The organism is Aurantimonas sp. HBX-1 (genome assembly GCF_021391535.1).
Taxonomy (GTDB): domain Bacteria; phylum Pseudomonadota; class Alphaproteobacteria; order Rhizobiales; family Rhizobiaceae; genus Aurantimonas.
Genome location: NZ_CP090066.1, coordinates 642,590 through 661,047 on the forward strand (window position 1 = coordinate 642,590; position 18,458 = coordinate 661,047).

Below are 18,458 nucleotides of genomic sequence, written 5' to 3' on the forward strand. Positions count from 1 at the left end.
GCGGCGGATTGTCCGCCGCCCCGTTGTTTCGGCTTACGGGTGCTCGGCGATGAAGGGCTCGACATTTTCCTGGGTGGTCAGCGTCGCCGGCTGGAGCTGCTCCGCCTCGACACTCTCCCCCTTGGCGAGCTTCAGCGCCGACTCCAATGCCAGGCGGCCCATAAGCTGGGTCTGCTGGGTCATGGTGGCAGTCAACGTGCCGGACTTCACTGCTTCCAGCCCGGCGACGTCGCCATCGAAGCCGACCACGATCACGTCCGACAGATTCCCCACGGCCGCAGCCTGAGCGGCGCCGAGTGCGAGCGCGTCTGCCTGACCCCAGAAGATGGTGATCTCCGGATCACGCTGGATCATCGCCTGGGCGATGTTGAAGCCCTCATCCTGCATCCACATGTTGCTGGCCTGCCGGGCAACCTCTTCGATGCCGGGGCAATCTGCCATGGCCGCGGCAAAGCCCTCGTCGCGGTCGATCTGCGGCGTCGTTCCGATCTGGCCCTGGATCACGGCCAGACGGCCCGTACCGCCAGACTTCTCGCAGACGAATTCGCCGAGTTCCTTGGCTGCCGCCACGCTGTCCGTGGCAATGAACGTATCGGCCGGAGCGTCCGGCGGGTTGCGGTCGACTGCGACCACCGGAATACCGGCGGTCTTCGCAGCCTCGACCGGGACGCTGGCGGCCGTCGCGCCCGCAGGAATGTAGATGATCGCATCGACATCGCGGGTGATGAGATCCTGGATCTGGCTCACCTGCGTCGCGGAATCGCCGGCAGCATCGACGGTGATCACCTCGACCCCCTGCTTTTCAGCCTCCCGTTCGACCGACTGCTTGATCTGGTTGAAGAAGTCCGCCTGAAGATTGGCCACGGCGAGCCCGATCGTCTGGCTCTCCTGAGCGCTTGCTGTAGCGACGAGCATCGCCCCCGAGAGCATGAGTGCGGCGGCGAGATTTCTGGTGGTGTTGAGCATGTGGTCCTCCCTATTGCTCGGTGTGAAGTCATTGCCGGACCGATCTCAGCGTCGGTTTCGGCCCAGCGTGTCGAAGGTGACGGCCAATGCTATGACCGAGCCGATCACGACCATCTGGAAGAAAGGCGAGACGCCCACGAGATTGAGCCCGTTGCGCAGGACGCCGATGATGAGAACACCCAGGAGCGTGCCGGCGATCGAGCCGACGCCGCCGGCGAGGCTCGCGCCGCCGATCACTACCGCCGCAATCGTGTCGAGTTCGATGCCGAGACCGGCGCTCGGCTGCGACGAATTGAGACGGGCGGCCATCGTCACGGCCGCAACGCCCGCAAGCGCTCCCGCCGCAGCGTAGGTCACGAGCGTGTACCGACGCACGTCGATACCGGCGAGACGCGCCACCTCGGGGCTGCCGCCAATGGCGAAGAGGTTTCGGCCCGTAGCCCGGTAGCGCAGGAATATCCCTGCCGCGATCATTAGCAGGATGAAGACCGTCACGGTGACGGAAAAGAAGCCGAGGTGGCGGACGGTCGCCAGTCCGGTGAACCAGGACGGGTAGCCGACGATCTGCTGGCCGTTGGTGAGGATGTTGGCGAGTCCGCGCGCCACCGACATCACCGCGAGGGTGGCGATGAAGGGCGGCAGGCGCGCAAAGGTGATGAGACTTCCGGAAACGAGGCCACAGGCAGCGCCGGTGGCCACGCCAAGTACCATGGCAGCCGGCAGTGGCAGGCCTGCCGTCTTGGCTAGCCAACCCATCATCATCATGGACAGCGCCAGCACCGAACCCACCGACAGATCGATGCCGCCGATGATGATCACCATCGTCATGCCGATCGCCAGGATTCCGAGCACCGTCACTTGGTCGAGGATGTTCAGCGCATTGCGCAAGGAGAGGAAGTACTCCGAGGCGAGCGAGAATCCGACGCACAGGAGAATAAGCCCGATCAGCGGGCCGGCGACGCCGCCGCCGATCTCGAACCGCAGGCGCGAACGGGTGGGCGTCTTGTCAGTCGTCGCAGTGCTCACGGATTATCCTCCCGCCCTGGTCTGCATTCTCGCCGGCGCCCGAGGGGGGGCGCCCCGAAGCGTGAGCAGTCCACCGCGGCGCGCCATCCGCTTCGCGACCGGGCGCGACGCTCTGCACTGAGGAGGGGACGGAAAATGCTGCGCTTAGGCGCGGCCAGCGTCTCCTCGGTCAGCAATCCCGCGCTCAGGCCCGCCATGTGGGCTGCGCCGATGGCCGACAGGCCGACGATCGGCGAGCGCAGGACAGTCAGCCCGGCGAGATCAGCCTGCATCTGCATCAGCGCGTCGTTGGCCGCAGCGCCGCCGTCGGCGAAAAGCGTGTCGACGGGCCGGTTGGTAGTGCACTCGATCGACTCCACCACGTCGGTGATCTGGTGGGCGATCGACCGCAGCCCTGCGAGAACGAGGGCGCCGCGCGGCGTGCCGAGGCGGAAGCCGGAAAGGATGGCCACTGCCGCATCGTCCCAATGCGGCGCGCCGAGCCCGTTGAAGGCCGGAACCAAATGAATTGCTCCGTCTTCGTCCTCTGCTGCCTCGCCGGCCAGCGCCTCGTCCACCAGCGCATCGACGGATACGCCGAAGATTGAAGAAAGCCATTTCAGCGTCGCCCCGGAGGATCGGATATTCCCCTCCGCGGCGAAAGCTGGCGCCTGTCCGGCGATCTGCCAGCCGATCGTCAGGCAGGTGCCGGGGTCCATCCGCTCGCTGGCGGCGCCGACAAGCCCCATGACCGAAGAGCCAGTGCCGTAAGTCGCCTTGACCACACCCGGCGCCCGGACTCCATGTCCGAACAGTGCGGCGTGGGAGTCCCCCATGACTGCGGCCACCGGTGTACCATCCAGCAGGGGCTGCAGGCGGCGCACGGCGGGGAAGGGTCCGGTGGAGGCGACGATGCGCGGAAGCGCCGCCATCGGCACGCCGAACAGGGCGCAGAGTTCCTCCGACCAGGCACCGGCGCCGGTGTCGAGCAACTGGGTCCGCGAGGCATTGCCGATCTCGATCAGGGGCTCGGTGCCGAAGCGTGACAGCAGCCAGCTGTCCACCGTGCCGAGAACGATCTCCCCCGCCTCGGCGCGCTTTCGGTCCGGGTCGTAGGTATCGAGCAGCCAGCGCGCCTTCAACGCCGAGAACATGGGGTCGAGCGGCAGGCCGCTGATCCGCCGCACCGTGCGCCGGACCTCGGCCGTGCCGATGGCGCGCGCCAGCGGCGCGGTGCGCTGGTCCTGCCATGAGAGGAGCGGCGACAAGGCCTCGCCGGTTCCGCGATCCCAGAGCAGCACAGATTCGCGCTGTGTCGAGAAACCGACGCCGGCGATCCGGAGAGGGTCCGTGGCCGGAAGTGCCGCGCGGACGGCATTCTCCACGCTTTCCCAGATGGCTTGCGGATCCTGCTCCACCCATCCCGGACGAGGGCAGCTTTCGCCGAGCGGGGCTGCGCCGGAGGCCACGACGGCGCCGGTGGCGTCGGCCAGAAGGCACTTGGTGGAACTGGTCCCCTGGTCGATGGCGAGGACGAGTTCGCGCATCGTCGTCAGGCCGCCAGCTGGCGTGCGGCGGCGGCGATGCCGACGGCGTTGAGGCCATAATGGTCGAGCAGGAAGGCGGCGTTGCCGGTTGGGGCAAAGCTCGTGACGCCGAGGATCTTCATGCGCGTGGGGTGCGACTGGCTGACGATCTCCGCGACCGCGCCGCCCAGTCCGCCATGCGAGACGCCCTCCTCAGCGGTGACGATGCCGCGCGTCTCCCGCGCCGCGCGCAGGATCGCCTGCGAGTCGATGGGGGCGAGGGAGGACACATTCAGGACGCGCGCCGAGATGCCCTCGGCGGCCAGCGTATCTGCCGCTTCCAACGCACGTGAGACGAGCGTGCCCGTGGCGACGATGGTCACGTCCGAGCCTGCACGCAGCTGGTCGGCGCGCCCCACCACGAAGCCGTCAGCCTCCGGCGAGACGGCCGGGACGGGAAAACGTCCGACCCGCATGAAGATGGGCCCGTCCGCATTGACCGCGAAACGGACAGCTTCCCGCGTCTGGAACGGATCAGCCGGCACCAGGATCGTCAGATCGTGGATGGCGCGCATCCAGGACAGATCCTCGATCGAATGGTGGGTCGGACCGAGCTCGCCATAGGCCATGCCGGGGCTCATGCCGCACAAGACGACGTGATAGCCGTTGTAGGCGGCATCGACCTTTACCTGCTCCATGGCCCGACCGGTCAGGAAGGGCGAGGCGCAGCAGACGAAAGGAACAAGGCCGGAATTGGCGAGGCCTGCGGACACGCCGACCATGTTCTGCTCGGCGATGCCGACATTGATCAGCCGGTCCGGAAACTCGCGCTCGAAAGCCTTGAGGTTGGAGGAGCCGACCGAGTCGTTGCAAACCGCAACGATCCGTTCATCGACCCGGGCCAGTTCCGCAAGCGTTTCGGCAAAGGCCTTGCGGCAGTCGAAGAGGCCGGACACGGCGGGCTTCTCGCTCATACCACCAGCTCCTTCAGCGCGGCTTCGACCTGCGCGGCATTCGGCACGCCGTGGTGCCATTCGACGCCGTGCTCCATGAAGGACACGCCTTTTCCCTTGACGGTACGGGCGATGATCGCGACCGGCTTGCTCTCGCCCCGGCGGGACAGCGCATCAACGAGCGCCGCATGATCGTGGCCATCGATGTCGCGGACCTCCCAGCCGAAGGCGGCGAACTTCTCTCCCAGCGACGACATGTCGTTGGTGTCCTCGGTCCGCGCACCCTGCTGGAGGCCGTTGCGGTCGACGACCACGGTCAGGTTGGAAAGCTTGCGGTGACCGGCGAACATGGCGGCCTCCCAGTTCGAGCCCTCCTGCAGTTCCCCGTCTCCGGTCACGCAGAAGGCGCGCCAGGAGGCGCTCGCGATCTGCGCCCCAAGGGCTGCGCCCAGCGCGATGGGAAGGCCGTGGCCGAGCGGCCCCGTATTGGCTTCCACCCCGGGCACCTTGCGCCGGTTGGGATGGCCGTTCAGGCGCGACATCGGCTTCATGAAGGTAAAGAGCTCGGCCTCGTCGAAGAAGCCGCGGCGCGCCAGCACTGTATAGAGCGCTGCCGCGCAGTGGCCCTTGGAGAGAATGAACCGATCCCGATCGGGCTTCTGCGGGTCGGCGGGGTCGATGTCGAGGACGCCGAAGAACAGCGTCACCAGAATGTCGGTCACGGAGAGGTCACCGCCGACGTGGCCCAGCCCGGCCTCGGCGATCGTCGTCAGGATCAGACGGCGGACATGAACCGACTCCCGCGCCAACGCTTCGATTTCCGCCGGCGACGAGCGACTCTCGCCGTCTTTACTGAAGCCTGGAAGGCCCATAAACCTATCCTGAATAATTATTCACCTCTGTATTGATATGCAGCGTAGGTGATGCATAAATGCTCGTCAAGCGAGGAGTTGTTGTGCAGCGCAAGATGGACAGGTCTGGGCCGGACTCGTTGCCAGGCGCCGCCGCCTTGAACGGCGTGCACGAAGTGATAGGCGTCGCCGCTGCGGGGCAACGAGAGAACGGTTGAATGGCGCGGATCCACGACTTGCGGCTCATCGGGCGGATCGCCCAGCTCTATTTCATCGAGAAGGAGACGCAGTCGGCAATCTCCCGGCGGTTGAACATCAGCCAGGCGACGATCTCGCGCCTTCTGAAACGCGCGCAGGAAGAGGACATTGTCCGCATCACTATCAATGCGCCGCGGGGCACCTTCCTTGATCTCGAGAGCGCCCTTCGGGACAGGTACGGGCTGGCCGACGTGATCGTCGCCGAGGCCGGGGAGCCGAGCGAAGACTCCGTTCTCACCGCAATCGGAGCGGCGACCGCGCATTTTCTGGAAACTTCTTTGCAGGAGGGAGAGGTGATCGGGCTCTCCTCCTGGAGCGCTTCGCTTCTTCGCGTCGTGGATAGCCTGCATCCGCCGAAAGCCTCGGCGAGCCGCGTCATTCAGCTGCTCGGCGGCACCGGCAACCCGAGCGTCGAGAAGCACGCGACCCACCTGACCCTGCGCATGGCTCAGATCACCGGCGCGCGTCCACAGCTACTGGCTGCACCGGGACTGACCCGCTCGCCGGAGGCACGTGCGGTGCTAATGGAAGATGCATTCGTGCGGGAGACGCTGACGCAGTTCGCGGACGTGACACTGGCGCTGGTGGGCATCGGCGCGCTGGAGCCATCGCAGATGCTTTCGGACAGCGGCAACAGGCTGACGCCGCAGGAACTACGCGAACTAGGCGAGGCCGGCGCCATTGGCGATATGGGCCTGCGCTTCTTCGATCGCACCGGACGGCAGGTGCGCTCCTCCTGCGACGACCGCATCATCGGCATCGACCTGCCCCAGATGGCGGCAATACCGCGCTCCGTCGGAGTCGCGGGCGGATTGCGCAAGGTGGAGGCCATCCGCGCGGCCATGCTCGGTGGATTCATTACCCATCTCGTTACCGACAACCACACCGCACAGGCGCTGGTCTCATCGTGAGGCGCGTCGACCAACAAAGGGAGAACACGCATGCGACGCTTCGAAAACAAGACGGTCGTCATCACCGGCGGCAGCCGGGGCATCGGCGCGGCTATCGCTTTCCGCTTCGCCCGAGAGGGGGCGAAGGTGATGGTGAGCGCCAACGAAGACGCGGGCACGACCGTCGAGGCGATCCGCAGCGCCGGTGGCACGGCGGAGAGTTTCGTCGCCGACGTCACTGACAAGGACAACGTCGCGGCCCTCTATGATGCCGCGCGAGACGCCTTCGGCGAGGTCGACATCTCGGTGCAGAACGCCGGGGTTATCACGATCGCCAAGGTCGAGGATCTGACGCTGGAGGAATGGCGCAGGGTGCTCGACGTCAACACCACGGGCGTCTTCCTCTGCTGCCAGGAGGCCATCGCCCGGATGCGCCGGCATGGCCGGGGCGGACGCCTCATCAACACCGCCTCCGGGCAGGCCCGCCAAGGGTTTATTTACACGCCGCATTACGCGGCCTCGAAATTCGGGGTCGTTGGCATCACCCAGTCGCTGGCCAAGGAGGTCGCCCGGGAGGCGATCACCGTCAACGCCTTCTGTCCTGGCATCATCGAGACCGACATGTGGGCCTATAACGACGAAGCTTGGGGCAAGCTCATGGGCGACTACAAGCCCGGCGAACTCATGGCAGAATGGGTGGAGGGCATTCCGGTCGGGCGCGCAGGCAAGGGCGAAGATGTGGCCGGGCTCGTCGCGTTCCTCGCATCGGAGGATGCATCGTACATCACCGGTCAGACGGTGAACGTCGATGGCGGGCTTTTCATGTCGTGAGGCTCCCAATGCACTTCATGCTGGTTTGAAAAACTCGAACTGCGCCATACAGTCTTCTAAGCCTACGCAGACTGAGATGTTAGCAGTCGCCCATAGGATCAGCTAACGGCTTGGCGCCCAAATCAGCCGGTCGTTAGCTTTCCGAGGTTATCCGATAGCTGACTTCGCGGCGGGCACCACGTCCGCCTGCACTTCGTTCACGAGCACGACTTCCGCGGGACCCACCATGCACCGGCTTCGCGTTGGTGGGCCGACGGCCCCCAACCGGTAATTGCGCGCTCGCGTTGGGGGCGGGACAGTAAGGTGGGTGCAACCCTGATCGCCAGTCAGCACTGTGATGGCGGATCAACATCTTCAGAAAGTGCTATGCCGCGGGTAGGATATCCAGGGCGGGTTCCCTAGCGGCTGGCGACGAGCGAGAGCACGGCCGGTAGTTGCCGCAATATCTTCGAACGCACGTCGGACCGAGTTATTTTCTACGCCTGCTCAGTGGTCGGACGATATTTCGCGGCCTTGCATTGCTTGCGGATCGCCTTGGTGTGATCAGCGTCGGCGGCCGCCATCAGCTTGAGCAGGGCGGCGTTCGCGTCCCGAGTCTCTTCGATCGCCATCGAGGAATGTGAGATGAGGTCGTCGAGGCTGTCCGAGTGCGACTCCACCTGAATCAGGCGGTCCAGAGCCTTGATGCGGACGTCGTCGATGTCGGGATATTTCTTCGCCAGGGATTCGAGCTTCTGTTGCAGCGGGTGGCTTCCTGGAACCTTGAAGGCGAGAAAGATGTCCAGAACCCGCCGGATTGGCCTGCCCCCGTTAGGTGATCCGGTTTGAATCTAATGCATTGTGGGCTTGACGGCCACGGTTGAGGTGGCCGGCGAAGCCGGTTGGGTTGGCGCAGCCGGCCACACCACAGCGGCTGGTGCTGGCGGGCGGTATCCGAGGGCAGAGTGCGGGCGCCGAGTGTTGTAGTGCTGACGCCAACATTCGATGACGATCCGTGCCTCCGCCAGGCTGTAGAACAGCTCACCGTTCAAGAGCTCGTCGCGGAGCTTGGAGTTGAAGCTTTCGCAATAGCCGTTCTCCCACGGGCTGCCCGGCTCGATGAACGCCGTCTTCGCGCCAACCGCCGTGATCCACTCCCGCACCGCCTTGGCGACGAACTCCGGGCCGTTGTCCGAACGAACATGTCCAGGCACGCCCCTTAGAATGAAGAGATCGGACAGGACGTCGATGACGTCGGTGGATTTGAGCTTCCGATCGATCCTGATCGCGATGCATTCCCGGGTGAACTCGTCGATCACGTTCAGCATGCGGAACTTCCGGCCGTTGTGGGTGCGATCCTCGACGAAGTCGTAGGACCAGACGTGGTTGGGGTGTTCTGGTCGAAGCCGAAGGCAGGAGCCGTCGTTCAGCCAAAGGCGGCCCTTCTTCGATTGCCGCGCCGGCACCTTCAAACCTTCCCGGCGCCAAATGCGCTCGACGCGCTTGGCATTTACCACCCAGCCGGCGCTCTCCAGCATGGCCGCGATGCGGCGGTAGCCGTAACGACCATACCGGGTCGCGAGCGCGACAATGGCAGCGGTCAGTGCGGCATCGTCAGCTCGTCCCTTCGGCGCCTTGCGTTGGGTAGATCGATGCTGCCCCAGAACCCGGCACGCCAGCCGCTCCGACACGCCAAACTTCGCAATGGTGTGGTCGATGCAGCAGCGACGGCGGGCGGGGCTCACCAGTTTCCCGAGGCGGCCTCCCTGAGGATCAGCTTCTCCAGCGTCAGGTCCGACACGGCCTTGCGCAACCGCTCGTTCTCCTTCTCCAGGTCCTTCAGCCGCTTCACCTGGTTGCTCTTCAGCCCGCCGAACTCCTTGCGCCAGCGGTAGTAGGTGAACGGCGTTACGGAAATCGTGCGGATCGCTTCCGCCACCGGACGCCCCTGCGACAACAATACGTCGACCTGCCTCAGCTTCGCGACAATCTCTTCAGGCTGGTGCTTCTTCCTCGGCATTCCTGACATCCTCCAAAGGCTTAAAAGCCTACCTCAGGGAGGACCACTTTTCAGGGGGCAGGCCAGCCACCGTTCGGGAATATAGCGACTTGTTTTGTCCCCTTCCGGTTGAGCCATGATTGAAAACGACAGTTGGAAACGGCCCTTCGCCGTCGGGGTTCGCGGCAAGGACTTCCAGTCGAGCGCCAGCCTCAGCAGAGGGTATGAAGTACTTTTCGAATTTCATTCGGTCTATCGCTGCACGTGTCCGCTTACGTTGCAAATACCGCTTTGAGGGACTGTCTGGAATGGGTCGAAAACGTCCGGCCGAACTTGAACGTCTGCTCGCAATCACGCCAACGGATCCTGTCGGTAAGGCGGTACATGAATACATTCACGTCGGGCCACCAGAACGTGAACTCACTCTTCTCCCAATTCGAAACTGAGTCTCCCGCGCACAAGAGGAAGCCAGTGGCTGCCTCGGTGGAAAGCAGTCGTTCGCGTTTCGGCCATTCGGATGAAGAACGCGCAAGGGCCGGCCTCCGGGATCATGCAATGTCCTGTCGGTCCACCTTCTCTGCCCTCGATAGCATCAGCCGGGTCCAGACTCTCGCGCCCGACTGGAAGAAGAGGATGCGACTCGCAACCCAAGCGCGTTCCCGTCAGAAAATGGCGACGGGCGGCAAAGTCGCAACTTCGTTACTGACGTAAGATATTTCTGACACATGTCAGTTGTACAAGACAAACATCCGCGCTAGCTGTCGGGGATCCTGAGGGAGATGACTTGGCAAACGACGGTGACCACCTTCTGCGCACCCTAGTCGCACTGGCGAACCCGCACCGCATGCGAATTCTGGCGACACTTCTGACGGAAGGGTCGACATACATCAGCCAGCTTGCACGTACGGTCGGCATAGGCCGTCCGCTGCTTCACCTTCATCTCAAGAAGCTCGAGAGTGCGGGCTTGGTGACAATGCAGCACGAGATTTCCGACTCCGGCAAGGCGCTAAATTTCGTTGAGGTGGTTCCCTTCAGCATTGAGCTTTCGCCTTGGACGATAGCCGCTGCGGTCCAGTCGATGAGCGACGATCCCGGCAGAACGGAAACTTGAGGACGCACCATGGATCATCGGACGTTGATCTTTCTCATCTGCACCATACTGGTGCTAGTCACGGTACTCATTGTAGCTGCCACGCGTTCCCGCACCTCGGTAAAGCAGGCACAGGCTCGCCTGGCTGCGGAGGTGTCCTACCGGAGCTTGGCCGAAAGGGCTGTACAGGCAGAGGAGGAGGCGGCAGCGGCGATGGAGATGGTGCGCCGGGACGTCGCTGAACTCGTGGAACGGCTCGGTCGGATCGAAACGGTCCTCAAAGAAGTGGAATGATGGACCTGGACTTGCTCCGACAAAGGGGAGAGCGTTTCCAGTTATGCGACCAGCCTCTCGAATTGAGCGGGCTGATGAAGTCCAGCGCCGAATGGCGCCGGACGGGGTTGTAGATGTTATCGATGTCGCGACCGATCGCGTTGGTCGCCTCGGCCTGGTTTTGAGCGGGTTGCGAGGAACTGCACCGTTAGCTGCCGGCGCTCACTGCGGGCGCTTCAAGTTTGGGCGAACATATATTCGACGAAACCCCACTCGCTCCTGATTTCTATATGACGCGAACCCAGGATCGTCGCGGTCGTTCGGCTGGCTGGTCTCATCGGTCAGGATGTCGGCACCCATTGCGGTCGCGACCTTAATGCGCGCGTCCAGGAGGTTTCGCTGTATGCCTTGATTTCGATAGGTCGGAAGCGTTCCGGTTATGCCAAGCCAAGCAGCATTGTCGCGGACGTACATGGTGCCGCCACCGGCAGCCTCCCCGTCTACGGTCGCGAGGAAGCAATGCCAGGAAGGTCTGTCGACCAGCGCGGCAAACCAGTCCGCGCACTCGGCAGGCAGGCCAAAGCCATTGGCCACCGTCCTACCGAATACGGCGGCCGATGCGCGATCCGCTCTAGTGATTTGCGCATCCACTCGAAGAGGAGTGTATGCGCCATCCGTCCTGACGAACTTGGCCCAACCTGTTCCCGTCGCGACCAGCGGTACGTCATTGGTATAGTCGCGGACAATCTCACTTCTCACGATGGGCGACACCTGCAACGCCCATGCAGTCGCATTCGCGTCCAGCCAAGCGACCGCAGCCTCCAAGTCTTCCCGCAATAACTCGCGCTCGATGCCAACGGCCATTGCCCGATTGAGCTCTGTGATGGGAAGCGTACGACAGCCTAGGAGGCCCATGCCCTCGATTGTCGTGCTTGCCAGATCGAGGCCGTCGCGCACGTGGTCAGGCGCCGCAGCGAAAAGGTCAAACCAAGCGTCACGCTCGATCATCTCCACAACCCGACTGATGTCCTGCAAGCTGCTCATGCTGTTCACTCCATAGACGCTCCCGCTGAGCCTCAGGCGTATACTTCCTCGAAGATTGATCCGACATTAGTGGCAAAATGACCGAGAGAAGCAAAACGCTGATGAGATCGTAAGGGCGCTGGTTCATAGGCCCGTCCTATGTCAGTGGAAAGGCCAAGCTCGTTCCCCACGCGATCAAAAACCGCTCCCGGCGCGCGCTCTGGCTGTCTAATGTCCGACGATCCGGCAACAGACAGTTCAAGTTGCAGGCTGTCTGCTGGGCGTTATGCTGCGGTGGACATTAGTCCATTTCGAGAACATCGCCGCTTGTCCGTAGCAATATCCGTGCTCATCGATCAACTGCCAAATAACGCCGTCCTCCATTGAGGAGACGTCACCGGATTTCTTAACTCGGCTTCCATGATAACCGACATAGGAGCCATTTCTAGAAACGGCGTCGAGGAGGCACCTGCGTTCCTCACGATTCTCGATCTTTGCGGATAGGCGAGATGGCAACGCGATCAACTCTTCCCGAGAATACCCGAAGACCCGTTGAGCTGTCACATTGGCATAAACAAACCTAGGATCGGGCTCGGCGTTATGAGCGACAACCGCGAACGGCGCCACTTCATACAACCAGTGCGGCCCTGAACCAAAATCGGCTAATGGCTCACGCACAAAACGCGCATGGCTCGACACCAGCAGCTCATAAAATTCTGAATCCAAAGCAAGCTGGTTGCTGTAACGGTTAACCGTTCTCAACAATCGTATCGTCCTTCATGATCTGCATGTTCAATGACTTCTGATGCGCCATGCCAAAGACGCAATTTATAAGCTTTGAAAGGAAATAGTCCTGTGAAGCAGATCACTATCGCAGCTTCTTTTCGTAAAAGACTGCGTTTGGTACTGGATTATTGTAATAAGGGGCGATTTCGGTAAATTCGCACTTCTTGTAGAGTGTTACGGCTCCGGTCATCGACGGCAAGGTGTCGAGGAGTATCAGCTTATACCCGGACATCTGGGCCTTATTGATCACCCTTTGCACCAGGTCTGCGGCCAAACCTAGGCCACGTGAACTTGGCCTGACGTAAAGGCGTTTCAATTCGCAAGCGCCATCAGATCCGAAACGGACGAAGCCGCAACAGCCGGCGGGTTCCGCGCTATCCATCGCAACAAACATAGCTCCTTCTGGAGGAGCGTACTTGATCTGGAGGTTGTCAATCTCCGCTTGATGATCTTGAAAATGGAGATCGACACCCAACCAGGTCGTATATTCTTCTACCAACTGTCTTACATTCTTGAATTGCTCAGGAGTGTGGGCCAGTATTATGTCAATAGCCATGCCGTTCCATCTATATGTCTCAAGATTGCTTACTAAGATCATAATTATTGAGATTAAAAGGATCCGCCGATTGGTCGGCTTCTTCCCCCTGCCACTTTGTTACGTTCGTCCCGGCTGCTCGATTTCCTTGGAAATGGGATTGCTGCGCGCTGACAATCCGGTACGGCACATCGAAGCTTGGCGTAGTGCGCGAAGCCGATACCGTGACAGTGTCGTCAGAAGCATTCTCCGGCCCTCTGGTGGGAAGTTGACGAATTCGACAGTGCCGCTGACCCGTTATCTTGTTGCGCTGGTAGACACGACTCGGCTGCACGCGGTAACCAAACTGAAAGAGCGATGCGACGGCACAAGCGGCTGGCGATGAACCCGTGGGCGAAAAGTGTTGGATTCCCCAACGGTGCTTTTGCTGCGCAAGACGGTTTTCCTGCCAGCCAGTCGTCTGTTGTATTGCAATAACCGTCCCTGGCCAGAATGTTCAGGCGAAATTATAGGATCTATGCTTTAGCTGGTGTGCTTGGTCTTGTTGCGAAATGTTACGAAACATGAAGACCCCCGCGTGGTCGCCTTCTCATCGATGGACGCCACGCCGGGTGGGGCAATGTCAGCATGATCATCGTCGTCGAGGGCAACAGCGCGGCCGATCAAATGCTGTTTCTGACGTTATGGACGCAGACGCGCTGGGCCGATCTCGACTAGTTCGACTTGATTGTCCTCGAACTTGGTACTCGAAGTCGCTGAACACCGACGGCGCCTCGATGGCGAAGCACTCTGGGTTATGCAGTCCGGGGTCAAGAGCGAGTGCGATGAGGCCCTCGGGGGTGCAGAAGGGAAAGCGGCTGTTCTTTGTCAGATCCCGCACTTCTGGATCAAGCTCGATTGCTGCGGTCCAAAAATGCCCGCATGAATTCAATCCCTATGCCGGGGTAATCCCAGACATAGAAGGCGACTACCCCGTCCCTCCGAACGATCCGCATCATGTCCGCAAGCGCAGCGCCTCTATCGGGGATGAAGTGAGGACCAGACCACCGACCGCTACGTCGCGGCTGACGGCCGACATCCGCGCCAGACTAGCCGCATCACCTATGCGGAAATTTACACGCAGATCGCCGACTCTTGCCCGGGCCAGGGAGATGAGTCTTTCCGAGGGGTCGATCGCCGTCACGCCTGCCGGTGCGCACTGCCGAACAATAGCCTCCCTCAGAGCGCCGGTCCCGCAGCCGACTTCAAGCCAGTCGACTCCCTCTGGCAGTTCGAGCCAATCCAAAAAGCGAGATGCGATCGGACGGCTCCATCGGCCCATGTAGGCGTCGTAGCTTTCGCCGGCCTGCCAGGCATCGTGACGAGTAGACGCAACCATCGAAACTCCTCGAAAATGCGCTTCCCGCGCACGGCGGCCCCGAAGTTAAAGGTCGTCCGATTGCGAAGCGCCATTCCCGATCAGCGCCGGATCCCGATCGTGAGGAGATAGGTGCGCGGAACACAGATCCCGACCTCGTTTGCGAACTGTTCATGGAATGCCACGAATTCTCGCCGAAGATCCTTCCGGCGCTCCTCGTCCAGGCTCGCCGCGAGCGCCTTAGTCGGTCCATAGTTCGTCGAGAACGTCTCCCATGCGGCTTCGCCGCTGGGCTCCCGATAGTACGAAATGCCATCCTCGAACTTCAGGTCGAAGGCATCCCCCAGAAGCTCCCTGACCCGCTCGCGCTTTCCCCATTCGAATGGGGATGGCGGCGCCGGTTCCGGAGGTGGGCCCATGTAGGGCTTCATCACCTTGAACATCTCGAAGACAGTGCTGTCCGGAAGCCAGGTCGTTAGGGCCACACGCCCTCTCGGCCGGGTGACGCGAGCAAGTTCGGCGGCAGCGGCTTCAGGACGGCTCGCGAACATGATCCCGCAGGTGGATATCACCGCTGCGAACTCGCCATCGGCGAAAGGCAACGCCTCTGCATCCGCGACGCGATATTCAGCGCTCACGCCTTCTGCCGCAGCTCGCTGCCGCGCTGCCTCTATGAGATCCGAACCGAGATCGACTCCGATCACGCGCGCACCCCGTCTTGCAACGAGCCTCGACGTCCAGCCGGTTCCCGTCGCGAGATCCAGGACATGCTCGCCTGGCTGCGGGTTCAACCGCAACACCGCATGCGTGATCGAGTCTGCGATGCCGCGGCTTACTTCTTCGTAACCGCTACCTGCCGAATTCCACACTCCGGCGGACTTCTGATTGTGCTGCTGGATGGCGGGGATAGATTTCGCAGTCATCATCTGTCCTCCACAGGATCCGGGGCACCCGCCGATGATCCACTGGAACAGTGCGTGGTCGCTGGGCGGGAGGAGCCGTTGATGGGGTCACCCGCCGACCGAGCCTTAGTAAATTAGCTGCCCGACTTCGGCGGAATTGTGAAAGCTGATCCAGGTCTCGAGCGCCAGGGCAACCTTGGCAGAGTCGGTTGCAGGACAGCGGATCGGCTTCTGGTCGAAGGCGACCCCGGAATCATCTCTGCTTGTGGTTTCCGGACCCTATGCCTTCGATCGGTCCCTGCCTGGACCGACCCGCAGGCCGCTCGTCGGCACCGCGGTGAAATCTTGATTGGAAGTCTCTTGTTTTCGCGGCGGCACAGCAATACGGAGGGAAGCTCTCCTACTTGGACAATGGATATGAACATGCTGAACAGGAGCCTCGTCGCGCTGGGTGGCCTCGCGGTGGCCGCCCTCTGCACTCCGGTGCAGGCCGAGCCGACGGCCTATCCGCTGACGATCGAGAATTGCGGGCAGGCGGTCACGTTCGAAAAGGCGCCGGAGCGGGCCGTCGCGCTGGGGCAGAACAGCGCCGAGGTAATGCTGCTGCTCGGGCTGGAGGACCGGATGGCCGCCACCGCGTTCTGGCCGAACAAGGTGCTGCCCGAACTTCAGGCCGCCAACGACAAGGTCGAGGTTCTGACCGTCGAGTTCCCGACGCTGGAGTCGGTTCTGTCGAAACAGCCCGACTTCGTCGCCTCGATGCTGACGACGCTGATGGGGCCGGACAGCAAGGTCGCCAAGCGGGACGATTTCGAGAGCCTCGGAATTCCGACCTATCTGTCGCCGAGCGCCTGCTCCACGACGCTGGACGCCCATGACGCCTATGGCAGCCGCGGCGAATTGTGGACCATGGACCTGCTCTACAAGGAGATCGAGGAGCTTGCGCGCATCTTCGACGTCGCCGACCGCGGAGAGGCCATCATCGAGGACTTCAAGGCGCGCGAGGCCGCCCTGCGTGCCGAGTTCACGGACCGGGAGGATCTGACCTTCCTGTTCTGGTTCTCCAGCCCGTCACCCGCGGACGACGCCTATCTGGGCGGCGGTAATGGGCCGTCGGGCTATATCGCCGACATTCTGGGCGGGTCGAACGCGGTGAAGACCGAGGCCGAATGGCCGACGCTCGGCTGGGAAGGCATCATGGCCGCCAATCCCACCGTCTTCGTGGCCTCGCAGGTGGATCGCAACCGCTGGGAGCTCGACGACGCCGAGGCGAAGGTCGCCTATCTGACATCCGACCCGACCGTGAGCCAGATGGACGCGGTGAAGGCTGGACGGATTGTCGTCATGAGCGGCGCTGCGATGAATCCGAGCATCCGCACGATCTACGGCGCCGAGCAGGTCGCCGAACAATTGCGGACCCTCGGTCTGCCGTGACCACATCGGAAGAAGCCGAACGAGGGGCCGGTGGGCTTGTCCTCTTCCTGGCGCTGTTTCTCGTCGCTCTCGCCTTCGCGGTCGCTCTGGCAACTGCCATCGGCGATTACAATATCGGGCTCGGCACGGTGGTTCTTGCCATCACCAATGGCCTCGGCCTGACCAGTGCCGACATTCCGCCGATCCAGGAAAGCGTCATCTGGGACCTGCGCCTGAGCCGGGCGCTGGTGGCCGCGCTCGCCGGCGCTGGTCTGGCGCTTTGCGGTGCCATCCTTCAGGCGCTGTTGCGCAACCCGCTGGCCGAACCTTTCGTTCTCGGCGTTTCGGCCGGCGCCTCCACCGGGGCGGTCTGCGTGATCGTTCTGGGCATCGGCGCGGGCGGCCTGTCGCTTTCGATGGGCGCCTTCGCCGGCGCCTTTGCCGCGTTCGCCGTCGTCGCGATCCTGTCCAACGGCGCCACGAGCGGGCCCAATCACACGATCCTCGCCGGCGTCGCCGCAGCGCAGCTCTTCAACGCGCTGACCTCCTACATCGTCACCACCTCCGGTAACGCCCAGCAGGCACGCGACGTCATGTTCTGGCTGCTCGGCAGCTTCGGCGGCGTGCGCTGGCCTGACTTCCAGCTTCTGGTCGTGGTGGTGGTCCTGGGTCTAGGCATCTGCCTGTGGATGGCCCGCGCGCTCGACGCCTTTACCTTCGGCGACGAGGATGCGGCGGCGCTCGGCGTGCCGGTGGCACGCATCCGGCTGGTGCTGTTCGCCGTCACCGCCATGGTCACAGCGTCGATCGTCAGCATGGTCGGCGCGATCGGCTTTGTCGGCCTCGTCGTCCCGCATGCGGCCCGTTACGTCGTAGGACCGACGCATCTGCGTCTGCTGCCGGCCTGCGCGGCCGCCGGGGCGGTGTTCATGGTTCTGGCGGATATCGCCTCGCGCGTCGTCGTCACTCAGCAGACGGTGCCCATCGGCGTCGTCACGGCGCTTGTCGGCGTGCCGTTCTTCGCCCTGATCCTCTATCGTTCGCGGCCCCAGATATGACGATCGTCGCCGACAATCTCGTCTGGGGCGTCGGCCGCAAGACCATCGTGCGCGACGTCTCCCTGTCCGTGCGCAGGGGCGAAACCCTCGGGCTGATCGGTCCGAACGGGTCGGGAAAGTCGTCGCTCCTGCGCCTTCTCGCCGGGTTGAAGCGCCCGCGCTCAGGACGGGTGGAAATCAACGGCCGAGACATCGCGGAGGTCTCGCGCCGGACCCTGGCGCGGCAGGTAGCCTTCGTGCAGCAGAACGCCGCGACCGATACCAACGTGTCCGTCCGCGACGTGGTCAGGCTGGGGCGCACCCCGCACCGCTCGGCCCTCGGTGGCTGGTCGGCCGCCGACGAAGCGGCCGTCTCGGCCGCCCTGTCGCGGGTCGACATGCACCAGCGACGCGCGCAGGCCTGGCAGACGCTGTCCGGCGGTGAACGCCAGCGGGTTCATATCGCAAGGGCATTGGCGCAAGCGCCTATGGTCATGTTTCTCGACGAGCCGACCAACCATCTCGACATTCACCATCAGATCGAGATCCTGCGCATGGTGCGCGATCTGGATCTGACCAGCATCGTGGCGCTTCACGACCTGAATCTCGCGGCCATGTTCTGCGACCGGATCGTGGTGATGCAGGAAGGCGCGCTGGTCGAATGCGGTGCGCCGGCGGACGTGCTGAGCCAAGCTCTGCTCAAGAACGTCTTCCGCATCGAGGCGGAGGTCGAGCTCGCCGGTTCCGGCCGCCCGCACATCCGGTTTTGCAGCGATTGAGCGCC

The 18,458-nt window shown here is 62.8% G+C and carries 19 protein-coding genes; 7 read left to right on the forward strand and 12 right to left on the reverse strand.

The window, feature by feature from the left end; translation table 11 throughout:
- Window positions 1–33 precede the first annotated feature (33 nt).
- From LXB15_RS02930 to LXB15_RS02950, 5 genes are read right to left on the reverse strand one after another with little or no spacing between them, the layout of a single operon-like run.
- Window positions 34–966 (reverse strand): substrate-binding domain-containing protein, encoded by a 933-nt coding sequence (locus LXB15_RS02930; RefSeq protein WP_370640161.1) that lies wholly within the window; start codon window positions 964–966, stop codon window positions 34–36.
- A gap of 45 nt (window positions 967–1,011) precedes the next feature.
- On the reverse strand, window positions 1,012–1,950 hold the full coding sequence (locus LXB15_RS02935; RefSeq protein WP_233953033.1) for an ABC transporter permease: 939 nt from the start codon (window positions 1,948–1,950) through the stop codon (window positions 1,012–1,014).
- 38 nt (window positions 1,951–1,988) lie between these two features.
- Window positions 1,989–3,518, reverse strand: coding sequence for an FGGY family carbohydrate kinase (locus tag LXB15_RS02940; RefSeq protein WP_233950800.1), 1,530 nt, complete (start codon window positions 3,516–3,518; stop codon window positions 1,989–1,991).
- 5 nt (window positions 3,519–3,523) lie between these two features.
- A complete protein-coding gene (locus LXB15_RS02945) occupies window positions 3,524–4,471 on the reverse strand; it encodes a transketolase family protein (RefSeq protein WP_233950801.1) in 948 nt (315 codons plus the stop codon).
- Window positions 4,468–5,322, reverse strand: coding sequence for a transketolase (locus tag LXB15_RS02950; protein ID WP_233950802.1), 855 nt, complete (start codon window positions 5,320–5,322; stop codon window positions 4,468–4,470). Before LXB15_RS02950 ends, LXB15_RS02945 begins: the two co-directional genes overlap by 4 nt.
- Window positions 5,323–5,519: 197 nt before the next feature.
- On the opposite strand from LXB15_RS02950, the gene LXB15_RS02955 reads away from it, so the two are divergent.
- Both LXB15_RS02955 and LXB15_RS02960 read left to right on the forward strand, forming a co-directional pair.
- The gene (locus LXB15_RS02955) at window positions 5,520–6,470 is read left to right on the forward strand and encodes a sugar-binding transcriptional regulator (RefSeq protein ID WP_233950803.1); all 951 of its coding nucleotides are present in this window, start codon (window positions 5,520–5,522) and stop codon (window positions 6,468–6,470) included.
- A gap of 30 nt (window positions 6,471–6,500) precedes the next feature.
- Window positions 6,501–7,280 carry an SDR family oxidoreductase gene (locus LXB15_RS02960; RefSeq protein ID WP_233950804.1) on the forward strand — a complete coding sequence of 260 codons (780 nt, stop codon included), beginning with the start codon at window positions 6,501–6,503 and terminating at the stop codon, window positions 7,278–7,280.
- A gap of 476 nt (window positions 7,281–7,756) precedes the next feature.
- Here the strand turns inward: LXB15_RS02960 and LXB15_RS20920 are convergent, their stop codons facing one another.
- Both LXB15_RS20920 and LXB15_RS02965 read right to left on the reverse strand, forming a co-directional pair.
- The gene (locus LXB15_RS20920; RefSeq protein ID WP_255696662.1) at window positions 7,757–7,891 is read right to left on the reverse strand and encodes a hypothetical protein; all 135 of its coding nucleotides are present in this window, start codon (window positions 7,889–7,891) and stop codon (window positions 7,757–7,759) included.
- A 219-nt stretch (window positions 7,892–8,110) separates the two neighbouring features.
- Window positions 8,111–9,279, reverse strand: a protein-coding gene (locus LXB15_RS02965; protein WP_233948721.1) for an IS3 family transposase whose coding sequence is annotated in 2 segments (ribosomal slippage) — window positions 8,111–9,015 and window positions 9,015–9,279 — 1,170 coding nt in all. Because the reading frame shifts where the segments join, the coding sequence is not laid out codon by codon here.
- 763 nt (window positions 9,280–10,042) lie between these two features.
- On the opposite strand from LXB15_RS02965, the gene LXB15_RS02970 reads away from it, so the two are divergent.
- Entirely contained in the window at window positions 10,043–10,369 is a 327-nt protein-coding gene (locus tag LXB15_RS02970) for a helix-turn-helix domain-containing protein (RefSeq protein ID WP_233950805.1), read from the forward strand.
- Between the two features lie 24 nt (window positions 10,370–10,393).
- Complete coding sequence (locus LXB15_RS02975) at window positions 10,394–10,642, forward strand: hypothetical protein (protein ID WP_233950806.1); 249 nt, start codon at window positions 10,394–10,396, stop codon at window positions 10,640–10,642.
- A 201-nt stretch (window positions 10,643–10,843) separates the two neighbouring features.
- On the opposite strand, the gene LXB15_RS02985 is transcribed toward LXB15_RS02975, so the two are convergent.
- From LXB15_RS02985 to LXB15_RS03000, 5 genes are all read right to left on the reverse strand, one after another.
- Window positions 10,844–11,665, reverse strand: coding sequence for a GNAT family N-acetyltransferase (locus tag LXB15_RS02985; RefSeq protein WP_233950807.1), 822 nt, complete (start codon window positions 11,663–11,665; stop codon window positions 10,844–10,846).
- A 237-nt stretch (window positions 11,666–11,902) separates the two neighbouring features.
- Window positions 11,903–12,409: an MEKHLA domain-containing protein gene (locus LXB15_RS02990; RefSeq protein WP_233950808.1), complete on the reverse strand. Its 507-nt coding sequence runs from the start codon at window positions 12,407–12,409 to the stop codon at window positions 11,903–11,905.
- Between the two features lie 103 nt (window positions 12,410–12,512).
- The gene (locus LXB15_RS02995) at window positions 12,513–12,986 is read right to left on the reverse strand and encodes a GNAT family N-acetyltransferase (RefSeq protein WP_233950809.1); all 474 of its coding nucleotides are present in this window, start codon (window positions 12,984–12,986) and stop codon (window positions 12,513–12,515) included.
- 973 nt (window positions 12,987–13,959) lie between these two features.
- Window positions 13,960–14,343, reverse strand: coding sequence for a class I SAM-dependent methyltransferase (locus LXB15_RS21065; RefSeq protein WP_370640162.1), 384 nt, complete (start codon window positions 14,341–14,343; stop codon window positions 13,960–13,962).
- An 80-nt stretch (window positions 14,344–14,423) separates the two neighbouring features.
- Complete coding sequence (locus LXB15_RS03000; RefSeq protein WP_233950810.1) at window positions 14,424–15,248, reverse strand: class I SAM-dependent methyltransferase; 825 nt, start codon at window positions 15,246–15,248, stop codon at window positions 14,424–14,426.
- 393 nt (window positions 15,249–15,641) lie between these two features.
- On the opposite strand from LXB15_RS03000, the gene LXB15_RS03005 reads away from it, so the two are divergent.
- Genes LXB15_RS03005 through LXB15_RS03015 form a run of 3 tightly spaced genes read left to right on the forward strand, consistent with a single transcriptional unit; the run spans window position 15,642 to window position 18,453 of the window.
- Window positions 15,642–16,658, forward strand: a complete 1,017-nt coding sequence (locus tag LXB15_RS03005) for an ABC transporter substrate-binding protein (RefSeq protein WP_370640163.1) — start codon at window positions 15,642–15,644, stop codon at window positions 16,656–16,658.
- 47 nt (window positions 16,659–16,705) lie between these two features.
- A complete protein-coding gene (locus tag LXB15_RS03010) occupies window positions 16,706–17,695 on the forward strand; it encodes an iron ABC transporter permease (RefSeq protein WP_233953034.1) in 990 nt (329 codons plus the stop codon).
- Complete coding sequence (locus tag LXB15_RS03015) at window positions 17,692–18,453, forward strand: ABC transporter ATP-binding protein (RefSeq protein WP_233950812.1); 762 nt, start codon at window positions 17,692–17,694, stop codon at window positions 18,451–18,453. The genes LXB15_RS03010 and LXB15_RS03015 overlap by 4 nt, the downstream gene beginning before the upstream one ends.
- Window positions 18,454–18,458: the final 5 nt, after the last annotated feature.